A 13,457-nucleotide genomic window follows, 5' to 3' on the forward strand; every position below is an offset into this window, starting at 1 on the left:
CTCCAGCCTTCCCCATTACAGCAAAAAAAGACCGAAAAACGTCAACACGACGCTCCCCGGTCCTCCCTTTTTTTAAAGCTTTAAATAAAATAGCAATCTAATAAGTGAAACTGCTCATTTACACAAAAACGGAGAGGACAGAAAAAACCTGAAAAAGCGAAGCGTTCGCCTTTATCTCCGGATTTTCCCTTTGAGAAAAGGGAATCGAAAAATCTGGGGATAACAGCGATTGGAAGGTTGTTCTGTCATCGTAGTATCCGTGTAAATAAAATGCAGTTCACTTATCTAGACGCGCTCGAAGCGGAACAGTTCGCTCAGATAGTCTCCTGATGCACTGCCTACCGAAATACCGCCATACATCAAGGCATCGCCGGTAAAGGTCTCCGAGCCGCCTTTCAGACGGTAATCCGCATTAGGGTCCAATCCTTTCAGCTTCAGGCGCTGAAGTGGCGCATTAGGCTCAGAGAGCACGCGGAAGTAGAATACAACGGCTTCGCTTCCGTCTGGTGCAATAAACATCCACGCTGTCTCATTGCCTTCAAACGGACTGAGCAAACGGCGGAATGTTCCATATTGAACCGTTCCACGGATCTCTTTGTACAGTTCAACCTGCGCTTTCACGATGTCGTTCTCTTCCTCCGTGAATTTCGTCAGGTCCAGCTCGTACCCGAAGTTGCCTGACATCGCAACATGTCCCCGGATTTCAAGTGAAGTTATCCGGTTGACCTGATGATTCGGTACCGCTGAGATATGCGATCCCATGGAACTCACCGGATACACAAGACTGGTACCATATTGAATCCGCAAACGGGAGATCGCATCCGTGTTATCACTTGTCCATGTCTGCGGCATGTAATACAGCATACCTGGATCGAAGCGGCCACCACCACCTGAACAGCTCTCGAACAGAATGTTCGGGAATGCCGAAGTGATTCGTTCCATAACGTCATACAACCCCAGCATGTAACGATGCGCGGTCTCACGCTGTCTATCTGCCGGAAGCAATGCAGAACCCACTTCCGTCATATTGCGGTTCATGTCCCATTTCACATAAGTGATTGGTGCAGAACCAAGTACGTCTGTTAACATGCGTACAATCTCATCACGTACATCCTGACGAGAGAAGTCGAGTACCAGTTGCTGACGTCCTTCTGTCCGGCGACGATCAGGCACATGCAGACACCAGTCTGGGTGTGCACGGTACAGCTCACTGTCTGGTGAGATCATCTCAGGCTCAAACCACAATCCGAACTGCATGTCCAGACCTGTTACCCGGTTAGCCAGATCATCCAGTCCCTGTGGCAGTTTGTTCTTATCTACAATCCAGTCGCCCAACGAGGAATTGTCGCTGTCCCGGTGTCCAAACCAGCCATCATCCAAGACAAACAACTCAATACCCAGCTTCTGTCCGGCGCGAGCGATCTGTTCAATCTTGTCCGCATTGAATCCAAAATATGTCGCTTCCCAGTTATTGACCAGAACCGGACGTTCCGCATTGCGGAACTTACCACGTGCAAGACGCTCCCGGTACAGTTCATGGTACGACTGAGACATACCATCCAGACCTGCATCCGAATATACCATAACCGTCTCAGGTGTCTGGAACGCTTCTTGCGGCTCCAGCTTCCAGCTGAACTCGAACGGATTGATTCCGAGTGACACACGGGTGGTGTGGAACTGGTCCACTTCAGCCTGTGCAGTGAAGCTACCGCTATAGACGAGACTGAACCCGTAGACTTCGCCCTGATCTTCATCCGTGCCTGGTGTCATCAGTGCAATAAATGGATTCTGCTGGTGACTGCTTGAACCACGACGGCTCTCAATCCCTTGCAGGCCTGAAGCAAGTGGTCTGCGAACGATATCACGTTCCCGCGTCCAAGCTCCTGACAGCTGCAACAATTCATAATCCGCATGAGGGAAATCGACAGAAGAACTGAGCGCACGCACCACATTCACTGAGGTAGCGCTCTCATTAACGATACGCATCGAGCGTGTAATTGCATTAAATGCCGTAAAGGCTGTATAGGAAAGCTCGATTTTGATGCCTGCAACGCGGTCTTCCAACTCAATAACCAGCGTCTCTGCTTCTTCATCGGATTCAACATACGTTGATGGCAAACCAGTAAGCGCTATCTTTCCTTTGACCAATCGATGGCCTGTATACGTAAACTCCGAAACCGTCGAGCCATTCTCAAGTTCCAGTTGGATAGCCGGATTACGGAAATCACTTGTGCCATACACGGGTAGTTCCACTGCCAATGTATCAAATGAAATCGTACGGTCCTCGGGTACTGGGTTCGGACTGAAAGATGCTCGTTCTGTCCGTACATGCAACCAGCTCAGATCGGTGTCGCGTAATTTTTTGCCATAATACAAATGCACCAAATATCCTGAAGGCAGTACCTGAAATACGTAACTGGCCTCACGGGTCTGTAAATGAAACTGAAGTTTCTCTTGATTGATATAAATGCTCATATGTCTCCTCCACCTCTATATATAGGTCTTTCGGGTAAACGGTTTCTCAGGTTCCATTATAACGAAAAGATCACCAATGTTCTACGCTTTCATCAAGCTTTAATCAAAAGAGCGTACAACAGCCCGAAGGATGCCATACGCTCTTTTGGTTACAGTCTGAAATTAGTGTGTTCCCTTACAGGAACATCCATTGCCAACGGACGGCAGGACAGCGTACAAAGACGCTGATTGCTGCCTTAAAAATCGATTAAACCAAGACTGATCTGTAAGGCTTCGTTGACCAATTTCATGGTCTCCTCGTCCAGATGGGTAATCTTGTCAGTCAGCCTTTGCTTATCAATCGTCCGTATTTGTTCGAGCAAAATAACCGAGTCCCGGTCAAAGCCGTGTGCCGCCGCATCAATTTCCACATGCGTTGGCAGCTTTGCCTTCTGGATCTGGGCGGTAATAGCCGCCACAATACAAGTTGGACTGAACCGGTTGCCGATATCATTCTGGATCACCAGAACCGGCCTGACTCCGCCTTGCTCGGAACCGACAACGGGAGAAAGATCCGCAAAAAAAACGTCACCACGTTTTACGATCAATGTCTACACCCCGCTAACTAAGCGGTCCAGAGTGCTGTCCGCATCTTCCTCCGCATGAAAGGCTTCGGATGCCATGGTCAGATTAATTTTTGCCATCTCCATGTACCCGCGCTGCATCGTTTCACGGATGTAACGTTTCTTACGCTCCGTCAAATACAGCTTCATAGCCTGCCTAATCAATTCGCTGCGGTTGGAATTCTCCAGCGCTACGATGCCATCCACTTCCTGCAAAAGATAATCAGGTAAACTGATCATGATCCGCTTGGTGTTCTGCAAGTTGGCCACCTTTCTTCCACCCCCACAAACCTTTCGCCATTGTGAACCAGTATTACGTTTTTCCAGAACTTTTATACAAAGGAATATATATGCCCCGAGTATATCAAGTATGCTGTACTCCATTATAAACACGGGGAACAATATTCGTACAGACCAAACATCTCATTTCAGGATTTAAATCCTATCGTCATACATAATTCGAGATGCTCCGACAGTTTTCCTTCTGTTCTGAAAAAAGTTTATTGGTAATGACGTCCAGTTTACCTGTCAGGATGTCAAAAGTGGATTGATTCTGGCGACTACTGCGCCGTCACGGGTATAGACCCGTGGAATGCGGTGCGCCATCATGCAGATCACTTCATAAGCAATCGTACCGAGCTGGATTGCCACCTCGTCTGCGGTTATAACGCCACCAGACTGATGACCGATGAGGACAACCTCTTCGCCGACTTGAATTTCTTCCGCTTCTTCCGCGAAAGATTGTAACGACACCATACACTGGTCCATGCAGATCGTACCGACGACAGGAACGCGACGACCGCGTACAAGCACTTGTGCTTTACCTGTCAACATTCTTGAGAATCCGTCTGCATAACCGATCGGCAGGGTCGCTATTCGTTCGTGCCCTTGTGTAACATATCGGGTTCCGTAACTGATCCCCCAATGGGGTGGCAGTGTTTTGACCAGAACCGCCTTCGTCTTCAGCGTCAATACCGGGGACAGCTTCACCACCTGATGATTCACCTGAGCCGAAGGATACAATCCGTACAGGCTGATTCCTACACGTACCATGTCATAGGATAATTCCGGTGTATCAATGGCAGCGGCGCTGTTCGCCGTATGTATAATCGGGATGACACATCCCTGATCCCTGAGCGCATGAACCACGCTTTGGAACCGTCGATACTGCTCCAGTGTATAGGTTTTGTCTTCTTCATCCGCTTTGGCAAAATGGGTAAACATGCCTTCCAACATCACCTGATCGAGCGAGGCCACTTCCTCTATGAAAGCCAATGCCTCATCGCCAGGCAACAGACCTAATCGGCCCATGCCGCTGTCGATTTTGATATGAACCTTCAGTTGGTTAGCGAATGTGCTCGCATCCAGATGTCGAATGGCATCAAGCACTTCCCTGCTAAACAGCGTGATGGTCACATCATGTTTCCAAGCAACAGCGATCCCTTCAGGCGGTGTATAACCCAATACCAGAATTGGAATCGTAATCCCATATTGTCGCAGTTCCAGAGCTTCGTCAAGAAAAGCAACACTTAAGTAATCCACACCCACTCGTTCCAGTTCTCTAGCCGTCTCCACCGCTCCGTGTCCATAGGCATTGGCCTTCACACAGGCGAGGAATTTCATGCCCTGAGGCAATGCCTCGCGGAAAGCTTCTACGTTAGTACACAAATGATCCAAATTGATTTCCGCTTGGGTCGGCCGATATTGTCCTTGCACGTTAAGTCACCTTCTCTAATCATCTTAATCCGGCTCACGTCAGACTCCATCGTAATGCTCTAGCATGTGACTGTCAAATGAACCGAAGTTTCGCATTCAAAAACAGGTGCAAGGTGCGCCGTTTGAGGAACAAATGCGAACACAGAAGAAGATCGATAAACGAGATTTGCAGGGCAAAATTTCACTTTTCACCCTAACAAAAATCTGCTTATATCGATTATTTACCCGGTTCCCTCTGCGTAGAAGCGCGTTTTGCATTATTGGGTGCTCCGAGTAAGAAAATCAGTTCCAGATGTACACATGTCTCTCATCAAAGCAAAGCACCGGAGAACGGGTCTCCGATGCTTCTTAGCATTCCTTATGTTTATGCTACTATTCGTTCATTTGTTCAAAAATCATTTGCCTGACTCTTCTTGCATCGATGTTGCAATACGTACCATTTCGTTATCAGGCAGGTCGGCACTGGTGATCCGATATTCTATGCCATCTGTCGTCCATGTCAGTGTCTGCAGTGCATCTCCGCTGACCATCCCTAGTGTGAATCCTAGATCCAGTACACGGGATGGGGCAAGCGACACAGCACGATCCTGCGGTCTGGCTTCGAATATCGTGTAATTGTATGTTCCTTCATAACGAAGCATAACCGAATAGTCTCCCGCCTCTTCCAGAATCTGATCATCCTTGAGCTGCACGCCTTCCGGCGCATAGGTCGGCTGAATCACCCCGAAGCTGTCTGCCCCTTCCGGTTCTGCAAGTGTTGGCTCTTCGCCTTCCTGACCTGTTGCAGCACCCTCTGTACCTTGCTGCTCTGTGTCAACACCTACACCCGACTGTCCATCAGTGACAGCGCCGTCTGTTTCTGGCGCAGTCTGAGGATTGGCAGGTTCTTTACCGCCCTCATTCCCTGTTTGCTCCGCAGGAGCCACACCAGAGTCCGTTCCTGTTTTGCCGCCTTCTTCTGTATTGGCTGTCATGTTACGTTGCATGTCAAAGGCGTCTTTCTCAAATGCAGCACCGAATTTGAAGGAATCAAATTTCACATCCACGACCACATTGGCATTGGAGTCGGATACCTCCACCTGTTTAGGTGCGTAATCCGATTTGTTCAGCCAGATCTTCTGTCTAACGAGTGCATGTGTATTATAATTGGCAGCTACATCAAAAACATAGCTCTCCTTCTCATCCGCAAACTGGCGGGTTGTATCCCCCGTAATGCTCCGAATCAATGTTTCATACAGATATACCTGTCCTTGGTTGTCTGGCCAGTTGCTCTGAAAACGGAAGCTCTTGTTCTGGCTCGGCGTCAGAACAAACACACCCTCATCGTTACGCAATACAATCTGTGTGACATCTTTCTTTGCATTGGTTAACGCAATACGATAATAGGAAGGCTTCTGATGCCATACCTCGACCTTGTACTGCTGCGGCGAATCTCCGGTATGCAGCGTCATCACGCCTGCCCCCTGGTAACTTTCCATCTCTCCTACGACTTCGTTCAGATCTTTGACCACAGCTGCCGCATCCTTCTTCCCGCAGGCGGCAAGCAAGACCGATAAGACCAATACCATGGCAAGCATCCATGATATTCGGCGCATGACATCATCCCCTTTAGCACATGTTTTCACTTCAGGATTGTGCTTGCAGCAGAACCCCTACTTGATTAGTACATGTTATGAGGGACTTGTTCGATATATGCGGACTAGTTTGACAAGCATGCAGTGAAGTCAGTTAATACGGCATTGCTACGCTGGCAGTTACTCCTACCACAACGGAATATACACCGGATAACTCGTATCCTCTTCAGCTGCACCAGGCCTTCTCTTTACCCACAATCGGCGCAGATCAGGCAGACCATGCCCCGCAACATGATAACCACGCAGAGAAGAATGATGCGCATGTTCTTCCTTGAAGCTGTACGTAGGCAGAAGCAACGCCTCCTGAATAAGTCGATCTTCCAGCTGTATCAATCTATTCAACCGCTCCGCTGGTTCCTGGATCATGACCACTCGTCCGCATTCCTGTTCCAGTTCATGTCTCCAGTAATCATTCATCGCAATCAGGAATAACGTGCTCTGGAAGGTATACATCGTCACCAGACTCAGCACGACATGATCATCGAACACTTCTCCTGTATAGATCAGATCACAATCCCTGAATCCATCTTGATAGACTGCATGGACCGGGTCTCCCGGCATAATGCATATATGTAAGCCAATCTGTTCACATCTCTCTGCAAACCAGATCATGTCTGCCTCCATCTTCTCTCCTTCTTCCACCCACAGATCTAATATCTGCCCCTGGTAAGAGCTACGGCTTAATAATGCTGAGGCCCGCGCCAGCGAAGACTCTATTAAAGTTGCTGATTTGGGGTAACCTTCTGGTTGATCCAATCTTTCTGATCGTTGTTTCCACGGCCCCCCTTGATCCGGACTCTCCATTAGATGCTGGTTCTGAACTCGTCCTCGAATCAGACTATAGGCAGCCTGCGTGTTTGTGCCCCCAAGCGCTTCCGACAACTCATGTGCATTCAATAGCAGTTGGACAGCCAGGCGAAAATTCACATCATGCTGTGGCCCTTTCTTTTGCATATTAAACGTCATATACACACCGCCCTGCATCTCATGCTGTACGGCACGAGGTTGTGCATCCGGAAATAAATCATGCTTGATGATGGACTCCGCCTTTGCCGAGTGAGGGAGCTGCCACACTTCAACGCGATCCACATAAGCCCGTCCTCTGAAATAGGCAAGGAACACCTCAAGCACAAGCAACTTCGAATCATGACGAGTCAATCGATAAGGTCCAGTTCCAATCGGATGAAGCGGGTTCATCTCCACATCTCTAGGCAGGATAGATGCACACATACTGCTCATCAGATCAGGGAACATAAAGTTTGGCTTATTCAACACAAAACGTACAGTCAACTGGTCATACGCCTCTATGCTCTCAATCGAACCAAACAGCGGCCTGGAAGGATTACTCCTGTCAGAGATAATACGATCAAAGGTAAACTTGACGTCCTCTGCATCGAGAATCCTTCCATGATGAAAAGGTATGCCTTTGTGCAGATAAAAGGTCCATTCCCTTCCATCCGCATCACTCTCCCATGCCATAGCCAGACTCGGCTCGCAGACTTGGCGTTCAGCATTATAGCGAACCAAACGATCGAACACCTCTGCAATGATGAAAACTTCTCCCCACACCGCCGTCTGCGTTGGGTCGAGAGTCTTAAACGGCGTATTCTGCGGAATCCGTAATGTATCCACTCGCCCTCTGGCTCCCTCGTTCGAACGCAGACCGAATTGATGCTGCATTTGCTGCATCAGATGTTCTCGCATCGTAATTGGTAAGGTGGAGGCCAATTCATAGGCGTCCTCGATCCTGTTCCCATTCAGGAGATGGTCAAACCGTTCACGAGCCACTTCAAGCAGCGGGACGCAAAAGACAAGTATCGATTTTTTGCCTCTGCCGCGCTGCGGGTTCCACATGACCCATCCGTTCTCCTTGAATTTGTTCATAATAAGGTTCATGTTACGCATGGTACAACATAAATGATCGGCGAGTTCACCTACCGTTGTATGTACTTCTTGTTTCTCATGCACATGCAGAAAGTTCAATCGCAATTGAATGTAATGTTCTGATACGTCCATATATGTCCTCCCTTCTTCTATGTTCTAACTTCTATCTTTTAAGTACTTTGCTCCATCTACTAAAATACGAAATCCATTCGGTTGCTTCTACAGTTTTTCTTCAGGTTTTCCTCCATTATACTCAGTAACATCAACATGACCAGCGGGAAGGAAGAAGAACGACTTATGAAATACGCCGATTTGCACCCGAACATCAGGATACGTATCATTACTGATTTTTTCACTGATCTAACCCAGAAGTCCATCATTCCATTCATGGCGATCTATCTGAGTGTTCAGGTTGGCGCAGGCTTGGCGGGGTTATTGCTGACGGTCAATATTGTGGCTTCCATGATTGTGGGGTTGTGGGCAGGATATTGGTCTGACCGAATTGGACGAAAGAAATTAATGGTGATCGCACAAGGTCTGCAGGTCGTAGCTCTACTTTGCTTGGCCAGCGCCAACTCGCCGTGGATGGATTCGATCATCGTCACTTGTGTCATGTTTCTGCTCAGCAGTCTCAGTTCAGGGATCACCGTCCCCATTGCTAATGCCATGATTGTCGATGTAAGCAGTGAACATGAACGCCATTATGTATACGCATTGCAATATTGGACAACCAACGTTGCTGTAACCTTTGGCGCACTGATGGGCGGACTATTTTTCGAATCATTTCGTTTTCTATTGTTCAGTCTGGTATCCCTGGAAAGTATGGCTACTCTTTTTATTTTGGTCTTTATGGTTCGTGAAACAATGGATAAACGTGCAATTAGTAGTACAAATCATTCCAAGGGTTCCGGTCCATCCACCAGACTAATGAAGGCAGATGCTCCAATCCAGAAGAACATACTGAACACATACTGGGCGGTCTTTCAAGACAAACGTTTTATGGTATTTTTCATGGCTACAGTACTTGCTGTCTCCCTGGAATTCCAGTTGGATAAATACATCGCTGTTCGTTTAAAAAGTGAATTCACCGCCCAACTGTTCGGCTCAGATATTTCAGGTCTGCATATGTTCAGCCTGATCATGGTAATCAACACCGTACTTGTCGCGTTGGTTGCCATTCCATTCTCCAGATGGATAGGTCGTTTCCCGTCCCGATCTATCATGACTGTCGGCATGCTCCTCTATACCGCAGGTTTCACCGTACTCGCTTTTAGCAACTGGTCCTGGTTACTTATCTCATCCGCTATACTGCTGACCATTGGAGAATTGATGTACGCTCCTGTTCGTCTAGTTATGCTCGCGGGTATGATTCCCGATTCGGACCGTGCTGCCTACATGGCTGCTGACGGGTTGAGCTATAACGCAGCTGCCCTCCTCGGAAGTCTCGGGTTAAGCATTGGTGCCTTTCTGCCTTCATATGCGATGGCTGGTCTGTATGTACTTATGGGGCTTGGAGCGCTCGTCTTTTTCCGAATGTTACTTCGCAAGACAGAGAAACAGAATGAACATCTGCCATGTGCAGATGCATCTTGATTTCACTTCTCCGGCAACAAAATAATCATGCAAGGGAGCCCTGCAGGCTCTCTTTTTTTTGCCCATTATCATTACTTTAAAGTAAATTATCATAAACATTTTGTATATTATAGTTTACATTTAGTTAAATATCATGTACATTAGGTTCATGGAGGTGAGTAAGTGGAAGAATTACACAATCACGTTCGGGAGTTACGAGCCAGAGACCGGCTGTCCCAAGCGGAACTAGCCAAGCTCATTGGCGCATCCCGTCAAACCATTGCCCTGATTGAACGTGGAGATTATTCTCCATCCGTCGTCCTGGCATTAAAAATAGCCCACGTCTTTCGTGAACCAATCGAAAAAATCTTTGAGTTGAAAGGTGGAGATTAGATTGAAAAATTCATCATCCTCATCCATTAAGAAGCGGTTGCGTCTTCCCTTGTATGCAGCAGGTGGCGCTGTAGTTGGTTTTATCGGAGCTAACGGGGTCCGCAAAGTCCCTTCTGATCTGAACTGGACGCTATCCGTGTATTATGACTATGATCTCTTATTCGCAATCCTTGCGGCTCTTGTGGTAGTTATGATGTTGTGGAACATATTCAGTCTCTCCAGCACGCCATCTTTTCCTCCGATGGAAGAAGAAACTTATGGAGAGTCTGATTCACTCATCTCTCCCGCAGAGCGTTCCCTCGGAAAAGCGATGATCCTCAGCGGATTCAGTGTTATTGTTGCGTTTACCTGGGCAGCACTGGCCTTGTCCTTGTACGCATCCAACAGAAACATGCCGAATTATCCAGAACTGTTTAACCTCGTGAATCTCGTTGCTTCGTGTATCTCTATTATCATCGTCGTGGTAGTGCAAACTCTGACTGTGAAGCGATACAACCGTTATTATCCTGAACGTGCTCTGGATCTGAACTCGCGCAATATGAAGAAGGATCATTTTGAGAAGCTGGATGAAGGCGAGAAATGGCTTGTGTATCGCGCAGCCTATCGTTCTTTTCAGATGATGAATGTACTTCTTGGTGTCGGAATGGTCTCTATGGTTCTATATTCGATTCTCTTTACCTTTGCTCCATTCCCAATTGTAATGCTCTCTGTGATCTGGATTGCCAACATCGGAATCTATTATCGTGAAACCTATCGTGCGAGTAAGCAGTAATACATGGGTAAGTGAATCAATTTCATAATACCTTTAGCTGCTTCAATGAAGGCTAGATATAGATCAAAACGGTTCAATTTGTCTATATCTAGTTACACAATTCCATTTTTAGTGAGTTATGAAATTGATTCGAGTAACTTTTTTTGTAAATATTTTCATAAAGGAGTGTTTGCATGCATTTATCCAAACGAAAGACCCGTCTAAGGTTCACCTCCCTAACAGGAGCTTTTATGGCTGTGGTTCTGTCTCTCAGTCTGTGGGTACCCGCAGTTCAGGCGGAGACCGCGACTCCAGTAGCTGCTGAACAAGGAAAGACGAAAGCGCTGACAACTGAATCGGCTACAGCATTTCTGGATTCATTCTTCGATTCACCTGAGGCAAAAGCCCATTATGTGGGAGCCTCCGTTGTTGTTGTGAAGGATGGCAAAGTTCTGGCGGAAAAAGGATATGGCTTCTCCGATGTGGAGAGTAAAACAGCGATCGATCCGAAAAATACGGCCTTCCGTGTAGCCTCTGTCTCCAAAACGTTCACGTCAGCAGCTGTAATGCAGCTGGTGGAGCAAGGCAAGGTTGATCTGCAAGCTGATTTTCAGACCTATGTGAAAGGGCTCAAATTTGATAATCCTTTTGACAAACCTGTAACTGTAGAGAACCTGCTCACACACACGACCGGATTTGAGATCCGTGATCCGCAGCAGGAAGACATCCATACTGATTTTGACAAGTACATAGCGATGGAGGATTACGCCCAGCAACATATGCCTCCTGTCGTTCGAGAGCCTGGTAGCGCCTACATGTACGATAACTTCTCGTTTTTGCTACTCGGCATGATTGTCGAGAATGTAAGTGGCGAGCCCTTTGAATCTTATATGCAACAACATATCTTCAAACCGCTAGGCATGGATAACAGCAGCTTCATGCTGAACGACAAGTTCCAAAAGCAGCTAGCTACAGGCTATGATGCGGCACACAATCCGCTTGATCTGTACACCATCTCTCCAACACCAATGCCTCAAGGTGGCATGTTGTCTACCGCTGAGGACATCGGGAAGTTCATGATTGCGTTCCTGAATGATGGCGTGAAGGACAACGAGCGAATTTTCAAAGAATCCACAGTGAAAAGTATGGAACAATACCGTTCCTCCATTCATCCACTGTTACCAAACACCACGTATGGATTTGAAGCTGCATTTCAGCTTCCCGGAGCAGGAAGTAGTCCAAAAATTATTACAAAAGGAGGCGACCTGACTGGATTCAGCTCTTATCTCTTCCTTATTCCCGAGCAAAATACAGGCGTCTTCCTTACCTATAATCAGAATGGAGCACTTCGTAATCTGTTCTATCCAGCCTTTATCCAGAACTTCTTCCCGCAATATGCAGAGCCTGTACAGTTCAAGGAATACACGCCACAATCCACCGAAGAGTTACAACGCCTCACCGGATTGTACGCGGATCTGCGAATTAGCACGATCGTTAGTTCCCTGAAAAATAGCGGCACAGAGCCTGGACAATTAAGTATTTCGGATGCGTTCCTAGGTCAACGCAACCTGATTCAAGTGGAAGATAATCTCTTCAAAGATGAATTGACCGGTCAATTCACGGCATTCAAGAAAAATGCTGATGGAACCATCTATATGAAAGAACCTTATCTCAACCCAATCGGTTATGAGAAAAAAGGACAGATCCCTCAAGGCTTCCGGGATGTTCGTGAGAACAGTCCTTATGCTGAAGCAATCTATGCAATACAATCTCTTGGATATTATGAAAATGATGCTAGCAAGTCTTTCCAACCGAAAACGGCTGTGACACGAGCTGAATTTATTGAGAACATTCTTAAACTGAGTGGATTGAAGCCCAGCAAAACTACGCCTCCTGCTGGCACCGACTGGGCAGATCATGCAGCAGCCGGATATATTCAACTCGGATATGAATTGGGTATGATTACTGGCACGGACGAACAGCAGTTTAAACCGGATCAAGTGATTATCCGACAGGAAGCAATGGTCATGATGTGGAGAATTATGCAACTGCAATATCCTAGCGAACTGTTCAATGATGTGAAACTTGCGGGGCACACAGATGCATGGGCTGTACCAGCCATTCAGATGATGTATACGCTCGGTATCCACGGACCTGAGGTAAAGGTACTGGAGGACGGTTCTGTTGATTTCCTTTCCCGCAAACCTCTGATTCGTCAGGAAGAGGCTGCGATTATGTATGCGCTGCTTACACAACCAACAGATCGAATCGTCGCTGAACTGATGGCAGCTCAACAACCACAAGCAGAACCTGCCGAAGGCGCTGAGCCTGCAGATGAGACATCTGAAACTGCGCCGGTTCCTGTACCAGCGCCGGTCCCTTCTGCGACTTCAGCACAATAAAAATAAAACATCTTCATATCGATTAGAA

10 protein-coding genes are annotated in these 13,457 nt (G+C 47.3%); 4 read left to right on the forward strand and 6 right to left on the reverse strand.

The genetic code is table 11. From position 1 onward, the window contains the following. Positions 1-285 precede the first annotated feature (285 nt). The 6 genes from HF638_RS10240 to HF638_RS10265 all read right to left on the reverse strand — a co-directional run bounded on the left by HF638_RS10240 (position 286) and on the right by HF638_RS10265 (position 8,443). Positions 286-2,475: an alpha-galactosidase gene (locus HF638_RS10240; protein WP_169480128.1), complete on the reverse strand. Its 2,190-nt coding sequence runs from the start codon at positions 2,473-2,475 to the stop codon at positions 286-288. Positions 2,476-2,711: 236 nt separating this feature from the next. Next, positions 2,712-3,062, reverse strand: a complete 351-nt coding sequence (locus HF638_RS10245) for a type II toxin-antitoxin system PemK/MazF family toxin (RefSeq protein ID WP_024630714.1) — start codon at positions 3,060-3,062, stop codon at positions 2,712-2,714. Positions 3,063-3,065: 3 nt separating this feature from the next. Further along, positions 3,066-3,347 (reverse strand): CopG family ribbon-helix-helix protein, encoded by a 282-nt coding sequence (locus HF638_RS10250; RefSeq protein ID WP_017690037.1) that lies wholly within the window; start codon positions 3,345-3,347, stop codon positions 3,066-3,068. Between the two features lie 258 nt (positions 3,348-3,605). After that, positions 3,606-4,793 carry an alanine racemase gene (alr, locus tag HF638_RS10255; RefSeq protein ID WP_169480129.1) on the reverse strand — a complete coding sequence of 396 codons (1,188 nt, stop codon included), beginning with the start codon at positions 4,791-4,793 and terminating at the stop codon, positions 3,606-3,608. A gap of 395 nt (positions 4,794-5,188) precedes the next feature. Next, positions 5,189-6,388, reverse strand: coding sequence for an outer membrane lipoprotein-sorting protein (locus HF638_RS10260; RefSeq protein WP_169480130.1), 1,200 nt, complete (start codon positions 6,386-6,388; stop codon positions 5,189-5,191). 165 nt (positions 6,389-6,553) lie between these two features. Beyond that, entirely contained in the window at positions 6,554-8,443 is a 1,890-nt protein-coding gene (locus HF638_RS10265; RefSeq protein WP_169480131.1) for an ABC transporter substrate-binding protein, read from the reverse strand. 165 nt (positions 8,444-8,608) lie between these two features. On the opposite strand from HF638_RS10265, the gene HF638_RS10270 reads away from it, so the two are divergent. The 4 genes from HF638_RS10270 to HF638_RS10285 all read left to right on the forward strand — a co-directional run bounded on the left by HF638_RS10270 (position 8,609) and on the right by HF638_RS10285 (position 13,429). Further along, on the forward strand, positions 8,609-9,904 hold the full coding sequence (locus tag HF638_RS10270; protein ID WP_169480132.1) for an MFS transporter: 1,296 nt from the start codon (positions 8,609-8,611) through the stop codon (positions 9,902-9,904). Between the two features lie 162 nt (positions 9,905-10,066). Beyond that, positions 10,067-10,276, forward strand: coding sequence for a helix-turn-helix domain-containing protein (locus HF638_RS10275; protein WP_169480133.1), 210 nt, complete (start codon positions 10,067-10,069; stop codon positions 10,274-10,276). Position 10,277: 1 nt separating this feature from the next. Then, positions 10,278-11,048: a DUF3169 family protein gene (locus tag HF638_RS10280; RefSeq protein WP_169480134.1), complete on the forward strand. Its 771-nt coding sequence runs from the start codon at positions 10,278-10,280 to the stop codon at positions 11,046-11,048. 173 nt (positions 11,049-11,221) lie between these two features. Next, the gene (locus HF638_RS10285) at positions 11,222-13,429 is read left to right on the forward strand and encodes a serine hydrolase domain-containing protein (RefSeq protein WP_169480135.1); all 2,208 of its coding nucleotides are present in this window, start codon (positions 11,222-11,224) and stop codon (positions 13,427-13,429) included. Positions 13,430-13,457 lie beyond the last annotated feature (28 nt).

This window comes from Paenibacillus sp. SZ31 (assembly GCF_012912005.1).
In the GTDB taxonomy this organism is placed as follows: Bacteria; Bacillota; Bacilli; order Paenibacillales; family Paenibacillaceae; genus Paenibacillus.

Coding starts and splice junctions, on each gene's coding strand:
- HF638_RS10240 (WP_169480128.1), bottom strand. CDS start 2,475: ATGAGCATTTATATCAATCAAGAGAAACTTCAGTTTCATTTACAGACC.
- HF638_RS10260 (WP_169480130.1), bottom strand. CDS start 6,388: ATGCGCCGAATATCATGGATGCTTGCCATGGTATTGGTCTTATCGGTC.
- HF638_RS10265 (WP_169480131.1), bottom strand. CDS start 8,443: ATGGACGTATCAGAACATTACATTCAATTGCGATTGAACTTTCTGCAT.
- HF638_RS10270 (WP_169480132.1), top strand. CDS start 8,609: ATGAAATACGCCGATTTGCACCCGAACATCAGGATACGTATCATTACT.
- HF638_RS10285 (WP_169480135.1), top strand. CDS start 11,222: ATGCATTTATCCAAACGAAAGACCCGTCTAAGGTTCACCTCCCTAACA.